The organism is Ruegeria sp. ABV4_181, assembly GCF_056158465.1.
Genome location: NZ_JBSWTI010000002.1, coordinates 1478559 through 1504100, shown reverse-complemented (window position 1 = coordinate 1504100; position 25542 = coordinate 1478559). Strand labels below are relative to the sequence as shown.

At 54.0% G+C, this 25542-nt stretch carries 21 protein-coding genes and 1 pseudogene; 11 read left to right on the top strand and 11 right to left on the bottom strand.

What is annotated here, in order from left to right; all coding sequences use genetic code 11:
• Positions 1–98: 98 nt before the first annotated feature.
• The 5 genes from ACXAC3_RS07425 to ACXAC3_RS07405 form a co-directional block, all read right to left on the bottom strand.
• Positions 99–536, bottom strand: coding sequence for a GFA family protein (locus tag ACXAC3_RS07425; RefSeq protein ID WP_475158230.1), 438 nt, complete (start codon positions 534–536; stop codon positions 99–101).
• A complete protein-coding gene (locus ACXAC3_RS07420; protein WP_475158227.1) occupies positions 529–978 on the bottom strand; it encodes a MarR family winged helix-turn-helix transcriptional regulator in 450 nt (149 codons plus the stop codon). Before ACXAC3_RS07420 ends, ACXAC3_RS07425 begins: the two co-directional genes overlap by 8 nt.
• Positions 979–1307: 329 nt before the next feature.
• Positions 1308–3500 carry an adenylate/guanylate cyclase domain-containing protein gene (locus tag ACXAC3_RS07415; RefSeq protein WP_475158224.1) on the bottom strand — a complete coding sequence of 731 codons (2193 nt, stop codon included), beginning with the start codon at positions 3498–3500 and terminating at the stop codon, positions 1308–1310.
• A 299-nt stretch (positions 3501–3799) separates the two neighbouring features.
• The gene (locus ACXAC3_RS07410; RefSeq protein WP_475158222.1) at positions 3800–4126 is read right to left on the bottom strand and encodes a hypothetical protein; all 327 of its coding nucleotides are present in this window, start codon (positions 4124–4126) and stop codon (positions 3800–3802) included.
• 138 nt (positions 4127–4264) lie between these two features.
• Positions 4265–5170, bottom strand: coding sequence for a hypothetical protein (locus ACXAC3_RS07405; protein WP_475158220.1), 906 nt, complete (start codon positions 5168–5170; stop codon positions 4265–4267).
• Positions 5171–5302: 132 nt separating this feature from the next.
• On the opposite strand from ACXAC3_RS07405, the gene ACXAC3_RS07400 reads away from it, so the two are divergent.
• Both ACXAC3_RS07400 and ACXAC3_RS07395 read left to right on the top strand, forming a co-directional pair.
• Positions 5303–5800: a hypothetical protein gene (locus ACXAC3_RS07400; protein WP_475158217.1), complete on the top strand. Its 498-nt coding sequence runs from the start codon at positions 5303–5305 to the stop codon at positions 5798–5800.
• A gap of 30 nt (positions 5801–5830) precedes the next feature.
• Positions 5831–6262 carry an HNH endonuclease gene (locus ACXAC3_RS07395; protein ID WP_475158215.1) on the top strand — a complete coding sequence of 144 codons (432 nt, stop codon included), beginning with the start codon at positions 5831–5833 and terminating at the stop codon, positions 6260–6262.
• 240 nt (positions 6263–6502) lie between these two features.
• Here the strand turns inward: ACXAC3_RS07395 and ACXAC3_RS07390 are convergent, their stop codons facing one another.
• The 5 genes and pseudogenes from ACXAC3_RS07390 to yghX form a co-directional block, all read right to left on the bottom strand.
• Positions 6503–8113 carry an FAD-dependent oxidoreductase gene (locus tag ACXAC3_RS07390; protein WP_475158214.1) on the bottom strand — a complete coding sequence of 537 codons (1611 nt, stop codon included), beginning with the start codon at positions 8111–8113 and terminating at the stop codon, positions 6503–6505.
• A 164-nt stretch (positions 8114–8277) separates the two neighbouring features.
• Complete coding sequence (locus ACXAC3_RS07385; protein WP_475158212.1) at positions 8278–11421, bottom strand: efflux RND transporter permease subunit; 3144 nt, start codon at positions 11419–11421, stop codon at positions 8278–8280.
• 1 nt (position 11422) lies between these two features.
• Entirely contained in the window at positions 11423–12550 is a 1128-nt protein-coding gene (locus ACXAC3_RS07380; protein WP_475158210.1) for an efflux RND transporter periplasmic adaptor subunit, read from the bottom strand.
• A 269-nt stretch (positions 12551–12819) separates the two neighbouring features.
• Positions 12820–13539: a DUF1194 domain-containing protein gene (locus tag ACXAC3_RS07375; protein WP_475158207.1), complete on the bottom strand. Its 720-nt coding sequence runs from the start codon at positions 13537–13539 to the stop codon at positions 12820–12822.
• 12 nt (positions 13540–13551) lie between these two features.
• Positions 13552–14439, bottom strand: a pseudogene (yghX, locus tag ACXAC3_RS07370) (YghX family hydrolase).
• Positions 14440–15523: 1084 nt separating this feature from the next.
• On the opposite strand from yghX, the gene ACXAC3_RS07365 reads away from it, so the two are divergent.
• From ACXAC3_RS07365 to ACXAC3_RS07345, 5 genes are all read left to right on the top strand, one after another.
• Positions 15524–15877 carry a roadblock/LC7 domain-containing protein gene (locus ACXAC3_RS07365; protein WP_475158203.1) on the top strand — a complete coding sequence of 118 codons (354 nt, stop codon included), beginning with the start codon at positions 15524–15526 and terminating at the stop codon, positions 15875–15877.
• A 110-nt stretch (positions 15878–15987) separates the two neighbouring features.
• The gene (locus ACXAC3_RS07360; RefSeq protein ID WP_475163381.1) at positions 15988–16665 is read left to right on the top strand and encodes a response regulator; all 678 of its coding nucleotides are present in this window, start codon (positions 15988–15990) and stop codon (positions 16663–16665) included.
• Positions 16652–18028 carry a sensor histidine kinase gene (locus tag ACXAC3_RS07355; protein WP_475158200.1) on the top strand — a complete coding sequence of 459 codons (1377 nt, stop codon included), beginning with the start codon at positions 16652–16654 and terminating at the stop codon, positions 18026–18028. The genes ACXAC3_RS07360 and ACXAC3_RS07355 overlap by 14 nt, the downstream gene beginning before the upstream one ends.
• An 82-nt stretch (positions 18029–18110) precedes the next feature.
• A complete protein-coding gene (locus ACXAC3_RS07350; protein WP_475158197.1) occupies positions 18111–18458 on the top strand; it encodes a hypothetical protein in 348 nt (115 codons plus the stop codon).
• Between the two features lie 539 nt (positions 18459–18997).
• Positions 18998–20362 (top strand): sensor histidine kinase, encoded by a 1365-nt coding sequence (locus ACXAC3_RS07345; RefSeq protein ID WP_475158196.1) that lies wholly within the window; start codon positions 18998–19000, stop codon positions 20360–20362.
• 459 nt (positions 20363–20821) lie between these two features.
• Here ACXAC3_RS07345 and ACXAC3_RS07340 read toward each other — a convergent pair whose 3' ends face one another.
• Positions 20822–22204: a tetratricopeptide repeat protein gene (locus tag ACXAC3_RS07340; protein ID WP_475158194.1), complete on the bottom strand. Its 1383-nt coding sequence runs from the start codon at positions 22202–22204 to the stop codon at positions 20822–20824.
• Positions 22205–22319: 115 nt separating this feature from the next.
• Between ACXAC3_RS07340 and ACXAC3_RS07335 the strand changes: the two genes are divergently transcribed.
• The 4 genes from ACXAC3_RS07335 to ACXAC3_RS07320 all read left to right on the top strand — a co-directional run bounded on the left by ACXAC3_RS07335 (position 22320) and on the right by ACXAC3_RS07320 (position 25398).
• Entirely contained in the window at positions 22320–22559 is a 240-nt protein-coding gene (locus ACXAC3_RS07335) for a hypothetical protein (RefSeq protein ID WP_475158190.1), read from the top strand.
• Complete coding sequence (locus ACXAC3_RS07330) at positions 22560–23081, top strand: sulfatase-like hydrolase/transferase (RefSeq protein ID WP_475158187.1); 522 nt, start codon at positions 22560–22562, stop codon at positions 23079–23081.
• A gap of 3 nt (positions 23082–23084) precedes the next feature.
• Positions 23085–24230, top strand: coding sequence for a sulfatase-like hydrolase/transferase (locus ACXAC3_RS07325; protein ID WP_475158186.1), 1146 nt, complete (start codon positions 23085–23087; stop codon positions 24228–24230).
• A 94-nt stretch (positions 24231–24324) separates the two neighbouring features.
• A complete protein-coding gene (locus ACXAC3_RS07320) occupies positions 24325–25398 on the top strand; it encodes an ABC transporter substrate-binding protein (RefSeq protein WP_475158185.1) in 1074 nt (357 codons plus the stop codon).
• Positions 25399–25542: the final 144 nt, after the last annotated feature.

Here is a 25542-nt window from a genome sequence, read left to right as displayed (position 1 = left end):
ACCATCGGTCGTCCTTGAGAACTGGTTAACGGCCCACAGCTTTACAAAACCCTCGAATTCACTCCTCCGCCATTAGAACAAGTAGGGGAACCAAATTCTTATTGAGCAGTCGACAGCTCCGTAACGCAGGGCATCTTTGAATGTTGCGGCAACATCGGGTCAGGACGATGCCAGGACTGAGCTGAAGAAACCCACAAGCTTCCCTGGCTTTGATAAACGGACGGATCCTTCAACGTTCCGACTTTGATCGCTTTGTATTCTGGCGCCGCACTGTTCCAAGATATAACGTGCACTCCACAATCCGGACAAAACTGCCGAAAGACATCGTTTCCGCTTTCTACCTTGCGCCTGAACGTCGTTGGCGTTCCCTGTACAACGGTCACCGCTGATGCAGGAAACATTATTCCATGGGCTTCCGCACCGCCGGAGGTCTTCTGGCAATCACGGCAGTAGCAAGCACCTGACACCATAGGAGCAGCATCTACGCGGTACTTTACGGCGCCACAAAGGCACTCCCCTTCTAAGACTTCAATCATCTTCCGTCTCCTTTTCTGCAAATCCCTCAATCATCGCTTCTGCGACGCGCACTGCGGTCGCGATCTCTTCGGGTGACAAGCATTCTGAAACGCGCGCGATGTTAACCGCCTCGCGTGCCAAAACAGTTTCGATCAATTCGGCGCCGATTGGTGACAGCGCCAAGAGCTTTGAACGGCGATGCGCAGTGTTTTGGCGGCGCTCGACTAACCTCTTTTCAATCAGCGCATTCGCGGTCTTTTGAACAAACTGCCGCGGTGCGATTAGTCGGTCAGCGATCCTCGGAACAGGAAGTGGCCCATGGTCATGGAGTTGCTCAAGCACCGCCCGCTCCGTAACGGTCAGTCCGGTGCCACCCAATTCACGTGCAACTGCGCTTTCCAAGACTTTGTAGAGCGGGCGCACAAGCCGAATGAAGTAGTAGAGATCTTTCGAGTCACTCATGGTGTCATCAATGATGTCATAACGACATTAATAATGTCAATATTGACTTGCGACATGACCTAGAGTACGACCGCCTCAAACCCACAACTGCTCGATTGAGGCCATTAGCAGGAGAGCCATGCTCGATGCCCGTGGTCGAGATTACGCAAGCTGAGGACCGCTGCGGAAAGTTAGAAAGGTCGGCCCAGATCAGACCTTGGCCAGGGTCCTGGAATGCCGCGAGTGCAGCCCGCTTCCCGGACATTCGCGGCAAGCGCAAAGTAAGAACCTGGATGAAGTCACAGCAGCTCTACTTTGCGCTTGACCATGCAACACATGCATAGCGCCGCCTAGTCTACCCGGCGCCGGAATTCGGACTCGAATACACCGAAGGAATAAACATTCGCGACGTATTTGACTGCATCAGTCGATTTTTCCCGATCGATGTAGACGTTGTTACACTCTTCGCGGTCGACATGGACCGCCTTCGTGCGATGGCAGTACTGACCGTCCCGGATCACCCAACGCGACGTGATCGGCTGGCCATCCATCCAGCCGAAAAACATAACGGTCACCCCCTTGGACGGGCGATCCTGCCGGTAGGGTGTACCGAAGGGGCCGGTGTCGACAATTTCTTCGTACTCATCCGAGAAGAGCGCGACCAATTCGTCATGGCCCAATCTGTCGGCTTCCCGTCCCTTCTCGAAATCAAATGGCGAGGCTGGCATTCCGGCGGCGGAAAGCGCTTCGGCCCACAACGCAAAGATAGCCGGGTCCGAGTACCGTCCGAAGTAACCCTGTTGCCAAAGGAGGTTGTTCCAGACTGTTTCCTTCAAAAACAGGTCCATGAACCGTTTCGCGATCTCGATGTCTCCGTTCCGGGCATGTGCCGCCGCTGCCAATATGTACTGGTCGATCCGATCGCTTTCTTCGAGCGGTACACGATTCAGAAGCGCAAGCGCCCGGTCGGTTTCGTCCAGGAGAAGGCGATGAAAGGCGAGTTCTCGCAATTCCGATGCGTTGAGCCGGGGCGAAAGGTCTTCGTAGGCTGTGAACTCGGTACGCGCTTCGTCATAAAGCCCGGCCGCGAGAAGAGCCTGGCCTAACACGTACCGCAGCCGGGGTTCATCAGGTTGCAGGAAGACGGCACCCCGGGCCTCGGTCAAGGCAGCATTCCATTGGCGTTTCTCGATTTTGATGCCGATCTGAATCCCGAGGGCATCTGGATGTGTGTCGTCGATGTCGAGGATATAGCGGACAGTTCGTTCCGCTTCATCGAGCGCGTCGAGCGTATATCGGATGGTGTTGTAGCTGCGGCTCCAGATGATGAAGTTTACGGTGGCGTAGCCTGCATGCGCGGCCAGAAAATCGGGATCCTGCTCGATCGCGCGCTCGTAGAGAGGCAGAGATTTTTCCAGTTCGAAAAAGTTCCCGCTGGCGAGGAACCTTTCGGCTTCGGCATAGGCAAGGAACGCGCTGACATCCTTCGTGCCCGGAGCCTGCAACACGGAGCGTTCCCGAGCCGACAAGGGACCTACGAGTTCGGCGATGGCCCTTTGTTTGAGTCCGGCCAAAAGATCGAAGAGTTCCTCAGGTGCCTCGCCAGCGCTTTCCTCCCAGATTACCGCGCCGTCGTCGCCGAAATCCCGGAGGTCTACGGCCAGTTCAATCCGGTCGCCCACCCGGACCGCCGTTCCGCCGAGCACGTATCGTATGCCGGTCTCTGGGTCGATCTCACCAGGCTCGGGCGCGATCCCCTTGTATCCTAGGGACACGGCATGGGGGACGGTTTGCAGACCCTCGAGCCGCGCCAGCGAGGCGATGAAATCCTCGGTCGCGGCGTCGGCGATCTGACGGTCCCCGGCTGTATCAGCGGCAAACGGTACGATCAGCAGGCGGTCGCCGCTCGGCTGGGGCGGTGCCAACCAGAACCAGGCGAGATATCCCGCAGCAAGAAACACCAAGGCAAACGCAAAAACCCCGAAGCGCATGTTCGGCTTGCGCGTGCGGTGGGCCGTGACGACGGTACCGGCATCTTCGGGGTTTGGAAGCACCGCAAAGGCTGTGATTGGATCTTGTATGTTCTTGACCTGTTGCGGGCCAAGATCCACGAAACCGAGATCGAGCTTACCGTGGACGTTCAGAAAGACCGGCTCGGATATGCAGATCCCTCCGGGGTCAGCGCAACCTTCCAGGCGGGCCGCGATATTCACCCCGTCACCGAAGATGTCATCGCCATCATGCACGATCTCGCCGAGATTGATACCGATACGGTAGGCGATGCGGCGGTCTTCGGGAGTGTCCACTTCGAGATCGGGCATCTCGCGCTGCACGGCGACGGCCCATTCGACGGCGCTGACCACACTTGCGAACTCAAGCAGCGCACCGTCGCCCGTCGTCTTAACAATTCGCCCCCCGAAGCTCCGCACCGCGGGGTCAATCAGATCGGTACGGATCGCCTTTTGGCGCGCCAAGGTGCCAGCCTCGTCCAATTGAACGAGGCGGCTGTAGCCGACCATGTCGATCGCAACGATGGCCGCCAACCGGCGTTGAAGCACCTCCTGAACCAAACCGATCCCTCGCAATACATTTGCGGACAGTATAGGAAGTTCTCCGGAAGATGACGAGTTGGGTGCTTAAGGCCGGTGCTCGAGGTCACCGATGCCTGCCCGTATGGTTCAGGGCGGCCCAAACCGGACACTGAGCGCGTTTGCCAATGCCGCAATGCAGCTTTGTCGAAGCGGACGTTGGTTTGGGTGGCTGCTATCGGCAAGTTGCCAACCGAAACCTGTCCCTGAAAGCCACAAAAAGAAACTTCGACACCAGGGCTGTAGGTCTGCGATTACTCAAGTTTCTGCAACAATGCGTCTCTCGCCAGTGCAGCGCCAGATGTCCACGCTTTCTCAACTTCTCTTAGAAGCTGGGTTTTTCGGCCGTCGGAGGGACCGTGAATGATGGCGGACCGAACGTCATACAAATGCTTGACCTTGGCCTTGATGAGCTCCTTTTCTTCCTCACTCTCGCCCAGCAGTTCTGCCGTTCCATTCTGAAGGAACTTGCTAATAGGTTCATTTCTTGGCGGCTTGAATATCCGCTCAAAGACAATGGCCAAATCCAGAATTCGATCATGTGCGCCAAAACGTCCGTCGCGACCATGGGCTTCGGCCATGCGATACATAGCAGGTGCGAGATCGGCATAGGCGGTTGCCGCTCTTCGAGAGAACAGGTCTTTAGCTCTTTCGAGTTGGCTAAAGTCGGCGTCGTTGAACTCTGTGAACGGATCGAACAGGTGGCTTATGGATCGACCTTAGTGAGGTGACTTTGGCCCGTGATGCCGACCAAGTAATTCGGATGCGGTTCTTGAAATGCAGCCTTCTAGGGTCATGATCCGGGACGTTCGTGTCCCAAGCGTCACCGCAAGCAGATTTGAAAACTCCTCTGTCCAACGATGAAACAAGGGCGGAGGTGCTTTGTAGGGGCTATTGGCCATCGAATGTCTGTTGCGGACGCTTGGTTTCCAAGAGAACCTGTGGACAATGGCATAAATGCCCTCTATGCGCCGCCGTTCAACGTGCTCCGGAGCCACTTCCTGAAGCCATTCGCGATCAATGTACTCCTCAATGAGAGAGAGCGGAACAAGCGCGTAACCCTCACCAAGGTCGATCTCTTGCGGGATGCGAAGTCCGTAGAACAATGCGGCATCCATACCGATGTTTAGGTCGTCTTCATCGGATGGATTGGTTTGAGATGTAGACGACAAAAGCAACGCGTTAAGTTTTGAAGCAGTTTGGAGAAAGCCTTCTTTTGATGCCGCCGGATTCAGCGTCATCTGGCCCACAATGAGAGCGCTGAGGCTGGTGAGCGAAGATCCATTCAAGACGCCAACCTGAACGTCATTAACGTTTATCCGCTTTCCTAGGGCACGGGCCAAAACCGGGTGATCTCGCAAGACTCCACGGACCGGATCGAGTGCGGCCTTCAACGGTGCGAAATACTCATTGGTTCCAAAGCGAAATGAGTGCGTCGCGTCCTCGTAGATCATAAAATGATCGTCGGCCGGGAAGGGAGTTTCATCGCGTCCGTTGTAGGTCACCGTTGTGGGGAAACCGTGAGATTCCCAATACCGCTTAAGGAATGGCTTTTGTGCCTTGGCGAGCGCAACAAGGCTGTCCGCCAACCTTTCTTCCCAGAAATTCTCTTCAATTTTTGCCATAGCTTTTCAACAAACTCAAAATCCGGGGCTGAACCTAAGACGTCCTCCAGCTGAGGCACAACGCAAAAGTTTGATCGACGAGTCTCGTGACCGGGGGGCTATTGAACCCAGTGGCTTGCGAAGACGGATCTAGTGGGCGGTAAAACTACACCGGACGGATTGGATTCATCTGCGTTCCGGGCCATCCTATGCCACATGGCGTTTGGTATTTTCATTCATCGGACTGATTCAATTTACGATGATGTCCCCTCAGAACGATATCAGTTTCCGCGGCAATATCTGACGCGCGTTCAGCAGTGCGTGGGCGATTGGATCGTTTATCTCGAACCAAGCAAGATCAAGGATACCAAGGGTTACTTTGCCGTAGCCAAGGTTCAGGAAATCATACCGGACCCACAACATGACGACATGCATATCGCCGTCATTGAGCCAGGCACATATCTCGATTTTGGCGATCCAGTGCCGTTTCGCGAAGCAGATGAAATTGTTGAGCAGGGCCTCTTGAACGACCGAGGAAAAATCTCCGGGCGCGCCCAGGCTGCCGTGCGGCCTCTCTCATCCGAAGATTTCGCGCGGATTGTTGAGCGCGGTCTTGGACAAGATCACGACGTCTTGCCGAGAGTGGACTAGGCCACTCCAAACAGATTTCAGGAAGCGCAAATGCCGTTCCAGCATCTGTCGGACCGCGAACGCATCAAGCAACTGACCAGCCGCGCCGTAAGGGACCGCAACTTCAGAAAGAATGTTCTACGTGCATACGGAGAGCGATGCGCAATTACCGGGCTACGTCTGATCAACGGCGGAGGGCGCGCTGAGGTGGAGGCCGCTCATATCAGGCCGGTCGAGCAGGATGGTCCAGATATTGTGAGCAATGGACTGGCTTTGTCAGGGACAGCGCATTGGATGTTCGACCGCGGGCTGGTAAGTCTTGCTGACGATCTGACTATTCTTGTCTCTCGCCAAAGCAACGACATGGAAGCCGTGAACGCGATGATAAACTCCTCGGGCAAGCTCTTGGCTCCGGGGCGGCCGGCCAATCGCCCAAGGGCTGAGTTCCTTACCTGGCATCGCGAGAACTGCTTTAAGTCTTAGCGGCCCAGAGCCGACCTTGGTTGCGGTCTTTGATTGCTGCAGTCGCGGCCCGCCTTCCCGACATTCGCTGCGCGCGCAAAATCTCAGGTTCGCGAACTCACAGATTGCGCAACAAAGCGGGTTGTAGCAGCCAATTTACATTCACTTAGAGTGTGGTGCATCGCAACAATACGAGGTCTTGCTTATAGCCGGGCTAGCCAAGGCAGGACAGCGACGTAACTTTTGTGCGAAGAAAAACACTCAGTTTTGCAGGTATTCCCAAGCTTGAGATATGACAACTGACCCTTCACCCACCGCAGAGGCAACACGCTTGACCGACCCGGCGCGCACATCGCCCACGGCAAAAATGCCGGGACAAGACGTCGCGAAAGTTGATCCAGCGTTGGCCTCGTTGCCCGTGACCACAAAGCCGCGTGCGTCCAGCTGGCAGCTCTGCGACAACCATTCGGTATTGGGTGCAGCCCCAACCATTACAAATGCGGCGCTGCAATCGAGTGGCCAGTCTGATCCGTCACGCTCAATGATGACCCTGGACATGGCTTCTTCCCCGAGGAGTGTCTTTAGCTGGGACTTGTAGTGGATGGTGACCGCCGGATCCGCCTCTAACCTTGACAGCAGGTAATCGGACATCGATGCAGCCAAGCTGTCTCCTCGCACCAGCACATGGACATGTTTTGCTGATCGCGACAGGTACATCGCTGCCTGCCCCGCAGAGTTTCCGCCCCCAACCACGACGACATCGGTGCCCTTGCAATAGCGCGCTTCCATCTCGGTCGCGGCATAGTAGATGCCCAAACCCTCAAAGTCCTTCAGTCTGTCCAACGGCAGACGCCGGTACTGGACCCCCGTGGCGACTACTACCGAGCGTGTCCTTAGCTTTTGCCCATCATCCAGCGTTACACAAAACACGCCATCGGATTGACGTCGCAACTGAGTGGCCCGCTTTGGGCGAACAAATCGGGTGCCAAACTTCATGGCTTGGACCTCCCCTCGCCATACAAGGTCGGCACCCGATATGCCTGTAGGAAAGCCCATGTAATTCTCGATCCGACTGGATGTCCCAGCCTGTCCCCCAACCGCCAGGTCCTCGACAACAATCGCAGACAGCCCTTCCGCGCCAGCGTAGACCGCAGCCGCGACCCCGGCCGGACCACCTCCAACAACCAAAACATCTATGACCTCTCGACAATCGTAAGACTGTTCGAGCCCGAGCAATCGGGCGACTTTGGCTGGAGTCGGGTTGTCGACCGCCAGGCTGTCGCCAAAGATTACCGCCGGCTGATGGCCTGTCAGGTGACAGGCCTGCGCGACCTTACATGCAGTCTCAGAACCCAGATCCATCGTTTGGAACGGAATCTTGTTTCGGATAGCAAACTCTTCGATTTGACGGATATTGCGACTCAGGTCAGCGCCAATCAGTTTCAAAGAGCTGTCGTTGTCTTCGATTTGACGTCGGCGACGTGCGGAAAAGACAGTGATGATGATATCTGACATTTCCGGAATGCGCGACATTGCATCCAGCATCTTCTCGCGCGGCACAGAGATAGCGTGCGTGTCCTCTCGCGCCCGCATCGGCAGCGAGTAAACCCCGCCGCTGAGAAACGCGATTTCTCCCAGAAACTGCGTCGGCCCAAGAGACGTCGGTAGGTAAGCCTCACGCGTTTGTGGATCAATTACCTCAACCCGACCGGTCACAATGTAGATAAAGTGGTCCATAGGATCGCCAACCTCAGCGATCATTTGGCCTGACTCAAAACCCACTTCAGTGCCTAGTGCTTTCAAGGTTTCGACATGGCTCTGGTGCAAAGGCGTTCGCGTCATTTCGCGAAGATCGGCAGCTAGGCTTTCCATGTTCAGTTCTCCTGATGATCGGCGCTGAAACAAGACCTAGCGGCTATTTCGAGATTTTCACCCATTCACTCTGCACTAACGCTTCCGCCAGAGACCTGCGGACGTTTGTATCCTGCTTCCCGCGCACTGAACATTTCAAATGCGTCTGTCACTGCACCATTGGCTTACGTCGTGGCTTGCCGCATCGGGAATAACGTGCGCATGGCGACATAGAAAACAGGTGTGAAAAACAGTCCAAGCAGAGTTACACCCGACATGCCAAAAAACACCGCCGTTCCAAGAGCCTGTCGCATCTCTGAACCGGGACCAACTGCGATCATCAAGGGCACAACGCCCAGTATAAACGCGAATGCAGTCATCAATATTGGCCGCAAGCGCAATTGGCTGGCTTCGACGGCGGCATCAATAGCTGATAACCCACCTTCTTCCTGCGCCTGCTTGGCGAACTCCACGATAAGAATGGCATTCTTTGCGGCAAGCCCCACAAGAACAATCAATCCAACTTGCGTCAGAATATTGTTGTCCATCCCTCGAAACATCACCCCCAGCATCGCGCCTAATACAGCGAGAGGAACGATCAATATAATGACCATCGGAAGCGTCCAGCTTTCGTAGAGCGCTGCGAGAAACAGAAAGGCAAACAGCACCGAAAAGGCGAATATGTATGCTGCTGTATTGCCCTGACTCCGTTCCTGTAAAGCGAGCTCGGTCCATTCAAAATCCAGTCCTGGCGGCATGACGGCTTCTGCGAGCGCTTCCATTTCCAGCAAGGCTTGGCCCGTTGACACATCGGGAGCTGGAGAACCCTGAACCGGCACAGACACTTGTTGATTGTAGCGTTGAACCAAGGCGGGACCGGCGGTTTCGCGGACGGTAACCAGGGTGCCCAACGGAACCAAAGCTCCCGTTGCAGAACGGACGCGTAGACTTCGAATATCGCTCTGGTTCAGACGGAACGGCTCGTCCGCCTGCGCGCGCACCTGAAAAAGACGCCCGAAAGCATTAAAGTCGTTCACATAGGCAGACCCGAGGTTGATTGAGAGTGCTTCGAATATCTCACCAATCGGGACGTTGAGCATTTGCGCCCGAACGCGATTGATCTCAAGATAAAGCTGCGGTGATCCTGAGGAAAAGGTTGTGAACACGCCCTGAACCTTATCCGACTGGCTGGCGCTGCCCATGATGGCATAGGCGGATTGCAACACGCGGGACATGTCCGCGCTTTCAAGTTCCTGAAGCTGAAGCTTGAATCCGCCACCAGTACCAACTCCGCGGACAGCCGGGGGCGCAATGGCTATAATAAAGGCTTCGCGCAGGGCCTGCATCCGGCCAAAAAGCTGGCCCACAATGGCACCAGCAGTCAGCCCGCTTTCCTGCCGGTCATCAAAACTCTCAAAGGTAGTGAAAATCACACCTTGATTGCTTGCATTGGTAAAGGTCGCTCCGGAAAAGCCCGCAAATGCTACTGCGTTTGTGACCCCAGGTGTTTCCAATGCTATCTCAGTTGCTTGCCTGATGATATCATCGGTCCGGTCCAGTGCTGCACCGTCTGGCAGTTGCACCACGACGATGGCGTATCCCTGGTCCATTTCCGGGATGAACCCGGTCGGCACCTTGGTCGTGATCCAGTATGTTCCGCCCATCAATCCGGCAAATACCAAAAGGACGATGCTGCGCATCCCAGTTGTACTGGACAATGCCCGCACGCCCTGACCATAGGCGGACGCCAACGCATCAAACCCCCTATTGAACCCATTGCTGATCGGTTCGGTGACAAAGGCCAGCGGGTTTCGTGTTGGTGCACTGGAGTTTGGCCTCAAAATCACAGCAGCCATCGCCGGTGATAGGCTGAGTGAGTTGACGGTCGAAATAATTGTTGCGACGGAAATCGTCACAGCAAATTGCCTGTAGAATTGGCCGGTAATGCCAGGAACCAAGGCGGCTGGCACAAAGACAGCAATCAGAACCAGTGTCGTCCCGATGATCGCATTTTGGACTTCATCCATGGTGCGGGCGGACGCATCCTTCGGAGACATGCCGTTCTTAATGTTTCGTTCAACGTTTTCGACCACAACGATAGCATCGTCCACGACGATACCGATAGCCAGAATGAGCCCGAAAAGCGTCAGCAAATTCAAAGAGTATCCAAGCGCCAGCATCGCGGCAAATGTCCCGATGAGCGATACGGGAATGGCGATCAAAGGTATGATGGCCGTTCGCCAGCTCTGAAGAAAAACAACGATCACGACAACAACCAGCAATACCGCTTCGAATAAAGTTCGATAGACCGCGTTCACCGAGGCTTCGATGAATTCTGTAGGGTTGTAGACTACCTGATACTCAAGCCCGGATGGGAAATCCTGTGACAGCTCTTCGACAACGGCTAAGATCTCATCCGCCGACGCCAATGCGTTCGATCCCGGTCGCTGAAAAATACCTAGGGCCACAGCCGGTTTGTTGTTCAGGTACGAGTTGGTCACATAGGAGCGTGCTCCAATTTCAACCCGCGCCACATCCCTTACCCGCACGACGCGCCCGTCGTCAGTCGACTTGACGATAACGCGACCGAATTGGCGTGGATCTTCCAATCGACCTTGCGTTGTGAGCGTTACTTGAAAGGCGCTGTCAGTCGCATTGGGCGGTGATCCCAAGGAGCCACCCGAAACCTGAACGTTTTGTTCGCGCAGCGCCGCGACGACATCTCCGGACGTCAGCCCTAGCGAGCCAAGCCGGTCCGGGTCCAACCACACGCGCGCCGAAAACTCCCGTTCGCCGAAAATAATCAGATCGCCAACACCATCAAGACGCACAAGGCGATCTCTGACACGCGAACGGGCGTAGTTGGATACATAAAGCTGGTCAAAAGTCTCATCCGGCGAGAGCATATGGATGACCATCATGAGGTCGGGTGAAGACTTGTTAGTCGTGACGCCGAGCGCTCTTACTTCTTGCGGAAGGCGCGGTTCAGCGATGGAAACGCGGTTTTGGACAAGTACCTGGGCAGCATCGAGATTGGTGCCCAGTTCAAACGTGATCGTCAGCGACATGGACCCGTCAGCCGTTGAATATGACGACATGTAGAGCATGCCCTCAACACCGTTGATCTCTTGCTCCAACGGGGTCGCGACCGTGGCGGCAATTGTTTCAGCGTCTGCTCCGGGGTAACTCGCCCTGACCACAATCGACGGCGGCGCGATTTCCGGGTACTGCTCAACGGGCAGTTCGAAATACGCGAGCAACCCAACGATGGTTGTAACAACCGCGACTACGATCGCAAAGATGGGGCGAGTGACAAAGAAACGCCCCATATCAGTTTTCTGCGATCAAAGGCAGTTCGATCAATTCCGCAGCAACGACGCTACCCGGGCGGGCGCGCACAAGACCTTCGATCACCAGCGTCTCTGACCCATCCAAACCTTCACGCACGACCCTGTAACCGTCAATTCTGGGGCCCGGTCGGATTTCCTTTGGTATCACATTACCTTCGGCATCCACTGTCATCACCAGTCTCCGGTTCTGATCCGAAGCGATCGCCTCATCCGGGATCAGGATGCCCTCATAAGGAAGCGAACCCGGAACGTTGACGCGTCCGAACAGACCGGGTGTCAAAAGCTCATCCGGGTTGCGCAGAACTGCGCGTACGCGCATTGTGCCGGTTTCATCATCAATGCGGTTTTCCGAGAAATCCAGTATTCCGTTCTGAGGCGGTATACTTCGGTCAGCCACTGTTACCAGTACTTGAAGATTGTCCGCGCCTTCTTGCAGAACGGATCCGCGGGCACGCGCGTCCCGCGCGTATGCCAGAAAATAGCGTTCATCTATGTCGAAATAGAAATAAATCGGGTCGGTCGAGACGATCGATGTCAAAAGGGTGTCTTGGGCTATGATCAGGTTTCCTGGATCAACCCGGGCCTGGTCGATACGCCCTGACATTGGCGCTCGGATTTCCGAGTACTCCAGATCAAGCTCGGCCAATTCCAGTGCAGCGCGCGCTTGTTCCAGGACACCTTGCGCCGCAAGAAAAGCTTCGCGACGTTGGTCCACCACGCTCTCCGCGATGTTGCCATTTCTGATCAATGCCTCGGCGCGTTCAAGCTGATCAGTCGTAAAGGCGCTTGTTGCTTCAGCAATGCTGATCTGTGCCCGGGCTTGTCTCAATGCAGTACGAAACTGACGTTGGTCGATCGTGAAGAGCAAATCGCCCTGTTCGACGAGTGTTCCGTCCTTGAAATGCACCTGATCCAGAAAACCTGAAACCCGCGCTCGGACGTCCACGTCAGCCGCGGCGCCGAAGCGACCGACAAATTCATCATCTTCGACTATGGATTTCACAACCGGTTTTGCCACCGTCACGGGTGGTGGACCCTGCTGAGCCACAAGAGCGCCGGAGAGGGCGATCAAAAGAACAGTGGCGATGTGAAAAACCCTGATGATCATTTTCATGCCCCCGCGATCGACAATGACTTTAGGTCAAATCTGCCATCGAACACTTTAGAGTGTTCTAGCACAAAGGGTCTAGTTGATTTGATGTTAGTGATCATTCTGCTCCATTTCTGGACCACATGCAGCGAAATACGACTAATTTATTGGCAATAAGTGATGTTTAGGTTCGGCCCATACCGGCCACTCGAATTAGTTCTCGAATGCTGCAGTCGCACCCGCTTTGCGGTTATTCGCTGCGAGCGCGAAGGAGTGAAAAAATGATTCTAATTCTGCGCCAGGTTCGTATCCGGAAGGTCTCCAGAAATCTCTAGGATAAGTTTGCGCCGGATCGCTTGGGCCAGGTCTTCTTCGCTCTTTGCGGTTACAACAAATGCGCCCTGTCCACCGATAATCAGTTCTTCGTAGATCGCACCAAGGTCCGGGTATCGCGCGGGCGTATCACAGAACCGACACAGAATGGGCAATGCGTTGATGGTAATCCCTGCTGCAATCACCTCTTGCCGAGCCAATTCTATAGGTGGGCCAGAGAAGCTATTTGGGCTATCCCCGGAGAAGTCGATGACTTTGCGCCAGCCATCATATGAATTGTTCTCAATCAATCGTTTGCCATCGAGCAGAGCCGCGCCGATGGCGTTTCGACCAAAGGCATTGCGCCCCGCGCCCGAGAGCGCGGCGGCGAATTCAGACGCGCTCTCAGGACCATCAATCTTCATCCAATCGACAACGACAGCGGTGTTCGCGGCCCATTCGACATATGTTACGGCGATGGCACCGTATGCGGAGTTTGAGATCGCAGACAGCACACGGGGATCAGTCATCGCCTGTGCGTAACCTTCCCTTTGGAATGCAATCTCGGCCTCACTAATCGAACCTGAAGCGTCGGCGAGCAAGACCAGTTCCAGTTCAACATCTTGTGCCGCAGCGAGCCCTGCCCCCAGAGAAAGAAACGCGCAGGCCCAAAGCCATCGAATATTCTGGATCACGTTGCTGTTCGCCTACGCCAGATAGGAGTTGAACCATCCCAATGTGCGTTCCCAGGCCAGCGCGGCTTGCGCCTCATCGTATCTGGGCGTGCTGTCGTTGTGGAAACCGTGATTGGCCCCTTCGTAGATGTAGGCCTCAAAGGTCTTGTCGTTTGCCTTCAGAGCGGCCTCAAAATCCGGCCATCCCGCATTGATGCGCTCATCCAATTCGCCCATTTGCACCAAGAGGGGGGCTTAAATCTTGGGAACATCTGCTGAGGCCGGTTGACGGCCATAAAACGGTACGCCGGCGGCAAGCTCAGGATAGGCAACTGAGATCGCACCCACAACGCCACCACCATAGCAGAATCCAACCGCTCCCACTTTTCCGGTGCTGTCATCGCGAGCAAGCAAATGCTCGAACCCTGCAAAGAAGTCGTTCATGAGCTCTGTACGATCGACCGTCCGCTGCAATTCACGGCCATCCGCATCGTTTCCAGGATATCCGCCGACCGAGGTCAATCCGTCAGGTGCAAGCGCCATGAACCCGGCCTTCGCCAAACGACGGGCAACATCTTCGATATAGGGGTTAAGCCCGCGATTCTCGTGGATAACCAAAACTGCGGGCAAACGGCCTTCGGCATTTGCAGGTCGCACGAGATACCCGCGCACATCCCCCGTCCCATTTGGAGACGGATACATGATGTAATCCGCGTGAATATCAGGGTCATTGAATGAAACCTGCTGCGCCATCGCGTAGTTCGGACTGAGCATGTTCAGCAGCGCCATCGCCGTTACACCGCCCACGGCAAACTTTCCTGCCTTATCAAGGAATTCGCGCTTGGTGATCCTGCCGTGTGCGTAGAAGTCGTAGAGATCCAACAGTTCCTGATTGAAGTCTTTTGCTGTCATGCGGTTCATGGGATCCTCCCAGGTTGCAACGGGTTCAATTCCAACGATCATTCGATGCTTTGTCCAATCAATTTTTCACAGGACTCGGATGTCCTGAAGCCGGTCAATGCTTCAAAAACATGGCGTTTGAGCACCTTTGTTGCTTCAGGAGGATTGCCGCGTTGGTCGGCCCAGAGCTGCCGTCCACTGGGGATGTCTGATGCTGCGGTACGGCCCGTCAGACCTGCCATTCGCTGCGAGTGCAAAAAATGAGGACGTTTGAACTCACACAACGCAGGACAAAGCGCTCTTTCGCTATGTCTGCACCAATGGCGGCTTTAGGAGTTCTATGACGCAACAAAGTGGTAATTCGGATATCAGCAGCACTGCGCTTGAACGGGGTTATGGTACTACAAAATGATAGATGGCGGACGGTGGCTATGCACCTCTATTTCCTTATAACTCATTTTAGAATTCTATTTCTTACAGAAATTTAAGCATCCTGAAAAGCCAGTTAATACTCCCAGTATTCTACGGGTCGCTTAGTTGATTGCTAACGAGGCGAAGGTCTTATGCTAAATTCTGCTTTACCCGTTTTGGCTGGAGTCCTTTTCGAACTCGGGCATCTGTGGTCCTCACTCCTTTTGGACCCCGAGCGCGTATTGGTTATTTCAGCCAACTATGCCCAGTACTTAGCCCCTGCCTGCGTTGCCGTGCTTAGGTTTTTGAGCAGAGATCACGATCGCTCTCTAGAACAAATTTCACCGAATTCGAACGCGAAGTCAGAATCCAAGTGTCGTGTCCAGCGCAGGACACGTGTTCTCCCAGGTTTGGATGACATGCTGGTCGATCGGCTCTTCCTTCTTACCCAAGCCGACCAAAGCGGCGGAAATCCAGCTCGGCATTCTACTGCCAAGATCACGGCCAGAATTGGATAAAAATGTCGAATTCCAAAAGTGATACACCGTCTGTGCTGGCCAGATTTAGCGAAAGGTTCGGCCTGGTTCAAAAACACGTCATTACCATCCCACCTGCAAACAACAGGACTCGTCCAATTCATCAAACGTCCAGAGCGAGTCAGATCAGCAATTCCAAGGCCAAAAAGGAGCCAATCATGTCGTTGGACATTTCTAAACTAAGCGAAATCAAAGGTCTAATGGGGGCGTGCCTCGTGGACAGCGACACGGGCCTAGTACTAGGCACTGAGGGTGGTTCAAAGTTTGACCTTGAAACTGCCGGCGCTGCGAATGTTGAAGTCGTACGCGCCAAACTTCAGGCAATCGAAGCGCTGAAACTTAACGATACCATCGAAGACATTCTGATAACGCTTGGCAAACAGTTTCATTTGGTCCGCCCGCTGGACAAAAACCCGAACATCTTTGTGTATGTCGCATTAGACAAGAAAACCGCCAATCTTGGTCTCGCCCGGCTTCAGGTGAAAGCCGTCGAAGAAACGTTGAGCCTCTAGTCTGCAACGATTTGCCAAATGGACTCAGCTATCTCGTTATGGCTGGGTTCATCTACGGCGCATTCCAAACTGCAGCAAGTGGATCCAGTAGCAAAATCGGAGGGATTGAAGTGAAAATACTCGTCGCAGAAGACGACAAAAAAACCGCCGAATTTGTCAATTCAGGACTAAGGTCAAACGGTTTTAGTGTGGAGTGGTACGAAGATGGTCGGGATGCCCTGTCATATTGTCTGTACAATGAATGTGACGCCATAATCCTAGACCGCATGCTACCAGGAATGGATGGTCTTTCCGTTCTCAAGGCACTTAGGGCCGCGAAAAAACAGACCCCGATTCTGTTTCTTACTTCAATAGGAGACGTTCAGGACAGAGTAGAAGGTTTGACCGAAGGTGCAGATGACTACCTGGTAAAGCCTTTTCATTTTTCAGAGCTGCTGGCGCGTTTAAACAGCATAATCAGGCGCCAACCGTCCGATGTCTCAACAACCGAACTTCATGTCCACGATCTATCAATGGATCTCCTCAAACGGGTGGTGAAACGGCAAGATGTGACAATAGAATTGCTGCCGCGCGAATTTGCGCTGTTGGAAGTCTTGATGCGCAATACAGGGCGGGTGGTGACACGCACCATGCTTCTGGAGCAAGTTTGGGACTATAATTTTGATCCGAATTCGACCGTGATTGAAACATACATCAGCCGTCTGAGGTCGAAGATAGACAAGCCTTTCGAAAAGCCACTTTTGCACACGTCTCGAAACGTTGGATACAGCCTTCATGGGCCGCGCTAGCATTACCTCGGGCGCGCCATTCCAGACTGCTTGTTTCGCCGCATTGATTGTCTGGATCATTACCGCTGTTTTCGGATATGCAGCCTATCTGGCGCTGGAAGGCAAGCTCCGCTCTGAACTCGAACAACAAATCCTCGATGAAGAGCTTTTGCTTCATGAGATATTGCGGGAAGGCGGCGCAGACGCAGTTCAGCGAGCAATTGAGCATTTGAATAACCCCAATCGAACCAAACTTCACGTAGTTGCGCTGCTCGACCAAAGCGGTTCTGCACTTGCCGGGTCAATCGCGAAAGTGCCTGATACGAACGGATGGCATGAGGTGGATCCGGACTTTGTTCAAGTCGGCGGGACCGCACCTGTCTATTTGGTTCATGCGTCTGAGTATCTTGGGTATCGCTCAGTAGTCGCCCGTAGCATGACATCGCTTAGTCAAGCTTTGACAACACTTTGGGAAGGGTTATTGCTACTGACGTTTGCCACAACCATGACTGTTTTGGGTCTTGGCTACTACTTCAGCTCTCAAAACTATCGGAAACTAAAATGGGTTGAGCGAACTCTCGAACCGCCTGTTCAAGCGACTGGCTCTATTCGCCTTCCGGTTTCGGGATCGGGCGATCAATTCGATCGGATTTTCCAGTTGGTTAACCGACGTCTCGACTGGATTTCGAGCTTGCTGAATAGCACTCATGCTACTGCGGTCACAGTTGCCCGCGATTTGAAGGCACCATTAACCAATGGCTTTATCGCTTTGCAACAGGTTTACAGCGAAGTTGAGTACGGGGGCGACCCGCGATCCAGCCTCAATGAACTAGAGAGCAACCTAAGGCGCATCAGAGTAGTTTTTGACACGATCCTCAAGGTCTCGCAGATCGAGGAAGGAAAGCATCAAAAGAGCTTTAAAACAGTGAATCTGAGCGCGCTCGTTGAGGGTGTTGCCGAGGCGTTGTATCCAGTTGCCGTCGATGCAGGTAAGCACATCTCTGCAGACTACAACGCCGACACGATACTGATTCGAGGCGACGAAAACATGCTGCAGCAGCTGCTCGTCAATCTCGTGAACAACTCGCTCCGGTATTGCCCCTCCGGATCTTGGATCCGGATTTCCCTGACAGCCAAGCCCGATGTAATTGAGCTGATTGTGACAGACAACGGTCCAGGGGTACCAGAACCCCAAATCAGCAAGATTTTTGACGCGTTTTTTCGAGCAGACGGCACAAGAAATGAAGACGGCAATGGGCTTGGCCTATCGCTTGTAAAGGCTGTTGCCACGCGCCACGGCGCAATAGTCACCGCGGAAAACAATGAACCGGGCCTGCGGGTGTGTGTCAGCTTTGGAAAGCCTCCCATCGCAGCCTGTACATAATCGAAAGAACTGTTCGCTCACAATTCGAACCATCACTCGGACCATTCAATCCAGAAAACACAACCTTTTGAACGGGAAAACAATGACGAAGAAAGCAATACTCCTATCGGCACTTTTGCCTGCGTCTGCGGCGATCGCAGACGAAACAGAATATCTATGCACGTCAGAATCGAATGATGAAATCATTCAGATCTTTCAGGATGATGACCACTTAGAAGCGCGCCTGATTGTGCAGAATAATGAAGGCGTGGCCTCCGTCGCACACGGTCTGGACGGAGTAACATTCATCCATATCAAGACCGACGAAGTCTGGACCTTGGCGCTTCATTTTCCAACCATGACCTATGAGTTGTCCACGCATGGCGCCACATCGATCGAAGATCACGGACACTGCACAAAGGGTGGGCAAACAACACAGATCATTCAATGATCCAAGAGGCAGATCGCATAACCTTTCAAAAACGTAAGGTTGATGAAAGCCCAATGGCAAGGACAACTTGCAGAAATTGCCGTCAAGGTTGGAACTGAAACCGAATACTCGACTGAGGAAGCACTCGCTACCCTCCTGAAGGGTGTCACCGGTACCGAGAAGAAACGGACCACTCACTCACAAGCTAGCTTTCCACAGTCAAAGCAGCGCGCCCCTCCCCCCCTCGGAGGGGCGCGCTGCAAGTTCATCGAAACCTACATTCATTCGCTGCCTTTATCAGGCAATGAAATCCTTGTATGTCATGTGTTAAAGGTGACCGGAAGTGCTCAATCAAGTGCAGCTTGCACGGACGTCAGGGCCTTTACCTTTTTACACTTTATCGGGGCTGAATCACCATCGGTGCAACAACTTCAGCGAAATTCCCCATTCTTACATTAATATTGCAGCTAAAACCTCCGGATCACACACTAGACCGGCTAAAACAGGATTGCTGTTAGCCAAGCCACATGGCGTCGCCAGTAAAATCGGACGAAAGACTAATGAAACGCTCAAACATTGTTTCTGGAGCAGCCTTTACTACGGCATTGTATGCGGCAGTAGTAATTCTCTTTTCAGTTGCAGCGTTGGCCTTTTTGACATTCGAGAGAATTCGTGGCGACTTGCAACGGGAAATGGACTCGTTGTTAATTGATGAAATGCGTTTCATTCAGGAAATCCTGGACGACAACGACAACGATTCCGATGTTGTCCAAGCGATTGATGACGCGACCCTCTGGCTGCCGTTCGATACCAGTTTGATTGGCCTGTTCGACAGTCAAGGGAAGCGTCTGGCGGGTAATATCGACGACTACCCCTCTTTTCGAGGTTGGGGCGAAATCGAAGATGATGGCATAAATCTAGGCGGTGAAAAACGTATCCATCGGGTAAATGTGCAAGCCTACCGCGGATTTGTAGTTGTGGTTGGCCGCGATCTTGCATTCGTAAAGAGCACGCTTCAGTCGCTGGCGTGGTCCTTGGTTGCAATCGGATTAGGAGCAACAGTTTGCACGCTTTTGGTTGGCTATGTCTCCAGCATAAGAACATATCGCAAGCTCGATCAGATGGCGAAAACGCTCAACAAAGTATCAAGGGGTGAGACCAAAGCGCGACTTTCGGTCGGTAAGAACAACGATCAGATAGACAGGGTAGCAAGGCTAATGAACGGCCACCTCGACAACCTAACAGCTTTGATGTCCACAACCCGATCAACAGCAGCATCCATTGCACATGATCTAAAGAATCCGCTCACTCATGCTTACATCGCACTTCAAGAAGCTAGAGATTTATTACAATCAGAAGGCCAATCTCTTGAGCCTTTCGACAAAATTCAATCTGAACTTGACCGTCTCAAATGGACCTTCGAAACCGTTTTGCGGATCAACCGTATCGAAGAAGGTGATAGTCCCAAAGCATTCAGCTATCTAGATTTGAACAGGCTGGGTCGGGAAGCTGTTGAGACTATGATTCCTCTTGCGGAAGTTAAGAGCCAAAGTCTCAGTTTTGTGGAGAATCGTTCAGGGCGTGTTCTGATCGAAGGCGATGAAGGTATGCTGAAACAACTTTGTGCAAACCTATTGCAGAACTCAATCGATCACTGTCCGCAGGACTCCCGAGTTTGCCTTCTTATTGCACAAGAAGACGACACCGTTACACTTGCGGTGGTTGACGACGGCCCTGGCGTTCCTGAAAGTACACTGGGCAAGCTTTTTGTTCCTTTCTATACACTTGAAAGCGAACGAAATAGTGTTGGGAATGGTTTGGGTTTGGCGCTGGTGAAAGCAATTGCAGATCATCATTCGGCGCTATTAACGGCAACAAACAGTTTACCCGGGTTGACGGTTTCGGTTCGCTTCGACGTCGCGTAGCCGCCCTCGACTTCATCCATCGGCAGCCAGAAAGGTGAGTTTCTTATTATAATACAGTCCGGGACAACCCGACATTCAACCGCCGCGCAGCATTCGTTGCTTTGGACTCGCAGCCGTCATCGGAGCTACCGCAGCATCCTATTCGCGGACCCAGAACACGGCGATGAGGACGGCCCATAGCCGACCTCCACCACCCGGTCGAGATGCTGCGGCGCGGCCCCTTGAACCGGCCATTCGCTGCGACCGCAAAATCTCAACACAAGCGAACTCACAGAATGCGGACATTGCTGCCGCACGGGATACAAGTTTACAACCTATGACTACGCAAGATTTAGATGCCCCGGTTGAGCGCTGGTTAGGCATTCACAAAGCTAGGTCAAAGGCTGTTGAGACTGAACTTCTGGCAAGACTTGAGAAACCAGGTTGGTGTATTTTCGAAGTCTGGTTCTGTCCAAGACGTCATCCATCCCAGCCAAGTGCACGCAGCCGGTTCACAACAGACATTGCATTTTCGTCATCGCGATGCAGGCGTTTGAGGATGCGCTCTGCTGGAATTCCGGGCCAATCTTCGTTGAGCAAGGCCAACACACGCTGCCCATCACGCTCGCGGTCCATCGCTTGATAGGTCGCTGCAAGATACATCACGACTGGTGCCGACATTGGCCCGCCTTCCGCACTGTTGGTTTCGATGAGACGGGCAGCCTCACCATAGTCCCCCATATGGAAGCGTGCAGCGGCGAGGATGTTCTGATCGGCATAGCGGGTATTGGCGCCAAGGGGCGTTCTGGATCGTGACGCCGCATCTATTGCGGTTTCCCATTCGCCAGACATGATCGCGATGACACCATAAAAATCCAACACATTGCCGTCGTTCGGGGCCAGCGAAGCGGCGCGCTTTGAAAACCGCAATGCAGCGTCGTAATCCCCTCCGACATAAGCAACCCAGCCAGCCGCAGATTGGGTCCATGCCAGAGAAGCATTCAATTCAAGCGCCCTTTCCAGCATTTGGTTTGCCTCAGCCAGAAACATGTCATGCTGAGATCCTGCGAGAGATAGCAAAGCCTGGGATGCCAGCGTCTGTGCTGCCCCTGCATGGGCCTCTGCTGAGTTCGGATCCACCTCAATTGCTGCGCGAAACAATTCTGTGGTCAACCGCTGACGCTCAGCGTCAAAAACCGGATAGATCAACCCACGCGCCTGAGCAGTAAGGTTCGCTGCTTCCAACGCAGCAGGAGATCGCTCCATGAGCGCTTCGCGTTCGTCCCTGAGCAACCTGTCTGCAGGCACGTCCTGAGGCGCATTCAATTGAGCGACGACGACAGAAAGCGCCGTGACGCAAATTACCCCTACTGCGCTAAGTTGCCACCACTTGCGCTGAAAAAAAAGAATGTCGAGCGTCCGTGTTCCGGAAACCGTAGAGCATTGTTTTACTGCTGTTTCTTGTATGGTTTTCTCGTTGAAATGCGCTTGCCGCTCAAACCGGGGAGCGTAGCCGCCTTTGTCTATATAAACCCGTACGGGGTCTTCGCGCCCTTCAGTCTCGTAATAATCTTCAAGCAACCGGCGCAATCGGCGCGCTTCCACGCGCACCACGTTTGCCGAAGACCGTTCATCCACCGGATCGCGCTGATAGACAAAAAACGCAATCGATTTGGCCCGAAGTTTTTCCTTACTTCCAGCAATGGACTCATTGGCAACGTATTCGAGGAATTCACGCAGCCGTGGTGTATTAGAAAACAAATCACTTTGAATGACACGCGCGATCGCATCGCGCATCTCGGCCTCAACAAGCCCGGCCTCATCACCGGTGTTTCCCGAGGCTTTTGGATCGTGATCATTCATTGATTTCGGCACCTTACGCCTGGAACTCACCCCTCCAGCTTAGGGTGACTCACTTCCTCAAGGCAAAATCTAACTGCGATCTTGTGACCATGTAACCCAAGCAGCCGAGTCTCAGGTGAGTTTTCTGGAGCGACACGACCCGACCCTTTTTTCCCGATTCATGCGGGTTAAGGAACACGATTTACGACTTACCGAAGTTGCTGAAGACCTCGAAGCTGTTGCGGGGGAACTCGAGCGAGAGGGTGGCCCAAAGGCGGGGGTGTTCGCCGGTATTGTCTCCGAATTGACCAATGAGCTTCGACACCGCGTTTCGGCTTGTGAATTGAAACTAATGCAGCGCAAGGAGAACAAATAGATGAACTTGAACAGATTTCTGATGACCGGAGCTGCGAGTATGGCCCTCGCCATAAACGCAATTCCGGGTTTCGCCCAGGAAAGCGCCGTCATTCACGACAGCGAGTATTACATCCTGGAGTCGCAACACGGTGGTCGCTGGCAAACCGAGGATCAGGCCATTGACGCAAAGCTGTCGGAGATCCGCGAAGCAAACGGCGGCAAGGCTCCGAACATCATCTTTGTCCTGATTGACGATCTTGGTTTTGGCGAGATTGGTATTCCCGAGTTGTCCTTTGTGCGCGGCAGCAAAACTCCACATATCAACGAGTTCGCTGATCAAGGTATGAACTTTTTGCGGATGTACACCGAGCCATCCTGTACCCCGACACGCATCGCCGTGACAACCGGGCGCCACCCGGTGCGCACAGGTATGCAGGAAACCAAAGGCGCAACCACCGGTGAGGGGCTTGCCGCCTCTGAAGTCACTCTGGCCGAAGTTCTGTCCGAGGCGGGATACTCCACAAGTCATATCGGAAAATAGCACATGGGCGATATCGAAGAAGCCTATCCGCATAATCAGGGCTTTGACTGGGCCGCGTTTCCCGTTCACCAACAGGCGCAGCTGTCGGTCATGACACGTGACGGCGCTGATGGGAACATCATCGTTGGCTACGACACGACCACGCAGTCCAATGCACTCCACAAGGATCGCTTTTTCCGGCCCAGCTCCATGGTCTATGGACTTGAAGGCAAAAAGGGTGAAACCGCACGCGAAGTCGGGATCGAAGCCGGGGAAACCTGGACCCATGAAGATTATGTCGAGATGAACCTGCGCTATCATCAGCAGGCCCTCGACCAATTAAATGAGCTGGCAGAAGGGGACGAGCCGTTCTTTCTGCAATACTGGCCCCTCTGGCCTGTAAATTTCTCTCAGACCGACATCGAACAGGCCCAGACCCCGAATGGCGGCCTTTGGGTCGAACGCATGACAACCGCGGATGAATGGTTCGGTGAGGTCGTGGCGGAAGTTGATCGCCTCGGCATTGCGGACAACACCATCATCATCGTGATGGGCGACAATGGCCCGATGCTTCAGTATCTCGGCACAACCGGATACTCGCAGGGTGTCTATCGCGGCGGCAAGGGCCAGCACCTCGAAGGGGGCGTGCGCGTTAACGCGTTCATGCGCTGGCCGGGCGTTCTGGAAGAGGACACGATGGTCGGTGACATCGTGCATATTTCGGACCTCTACACGACACTTGCCCGGATTGGTGGCGGCGAAGACTTCCTGCCGCGCGACCGGATTGTTGACGGTGTGGATCAGACCTCGCTGTTGTTGAACGGCGAAGGGTATGGGCGCCGCGACTATGTGTTCATCTATGAAAACGAGGTCCTGCGCTCGGTTGTGAAGAACGAGTATAAATGGCACCTGCCTGCCCCCGGTGTCGGTGGTGCGTTTTCGGCAGTCTACAACCTCTACCGTGATCCGCGTGAGGAGCTGTACATGCCCGGCAACGCGATTTGGACCGGTGCGTCCTTCCAGGACATGCTGGAACGCCACCGTCGACAGATCGCCAAGTTTCCCCATGCGGCTGCGGGGAAAGATCGGCCCTACGAAGGGATCGACAACTTGAGGCCTGAGACCGTGGAACTGGTCGATCACTTCATGTGGTGGAAAAACGCCAACTAAGGCGGAAAGTCAGGCGAGCGCGGTTCGAACCAAACTGCGCTTGTCAAACTGATCTGCCCAATGTTCCAACCCAAGCATAAAAAAGGTCTGTCAGATGCATAGACGCCAATTCCTAGCAACCGTTCCGGCCCTTGGGCTCGCAGGTGCAACGCTGGCTGCACCAACATCCACCGAGCCCCTCTCCGTCGCCGGCTACGCGTATGACCGCGTGCAGGCCATAATGGATGGTAGTGTTGGGTTGCCAGATCGAGAGGTGAAGTTCGAAACCTCAAATATCTACGCTCTTTCGCAGTCGGCCTTTGGCCCGGAACAGCGCTATGACGTGACCGAGATCGGCCTAATCCCTTTTATCCGCCAATACATCAACAACGGATTTCGCGACTACACGCTTTTGCCGGTGTTCATCTCGCGCACCTTTCGCCATCGCAACATCTATGTCCGCGCGGATGCCGGGATCGACACACCCGAAGACCTGAGGGGCAAGCGGGTTGGGACACCCGGCTATGGCTATAGCGCCCATACCTGGATTCGCGGCATGCTGGCTGACGAATACGGCGTACATCCCCAGGACATGCAATGGATTGAAACCACCGAAAGCTCGGATGGCGCACCAGGCTCACCAAACTTGAACCGCCATTTTCTGCCGGACGACTTCCCGTTGACCAAAGGTCCAGCCGGGGTAAACGAGTCAGAGCTCCTGGTATCCGGCGGATGCGACGCCCTGATCACAGCAATCACCCCTTACGCGTTTTTGCAAGGCGATCCGCGCGTGCGCCAGCTGTTCCCCAATGTGAAAGCTGCCGAGCAAGCGTATTACAAGAAGACCGGTGTGTTCCCGATCATGCATGCGGTCGCGGTGCGACGCGAGCTAGCCGATACCAATCCCGACCTGATGGCCGAGCTGTTCAAGATGTACAGTGATGCCAAGCAAAACACCTATACCACACTGGACGACACCACTGCGTTAAAGGTCACTTTGCCTTGGGCGGTTGAAGAGTTCCAATCCACCCGCGCGCTGATGGGAGAGAATTACTGGAGCTATGGCATCGACGCAAATCGCAAAGAGCTAGATCTCGCCATGCGTTACGCCAACGTACATGGGTTGACTAAAGAGATTGGCAATCCGCCGGACCTGTTCCACCCCCTGACGCGCAGACTCGTAGAATAGGAGTCAACGTCTCGTGCTATAGAGAAAGTCACATTCTGCGGAATGGAGAGCGCCGGGCTACAGCTCAGCCTTCATTACATCATCTCGCTGAATTCTCGAAGTCCTACGGGCCCTTACTCAAAGCTTTGGCTCCACGTACTAAAG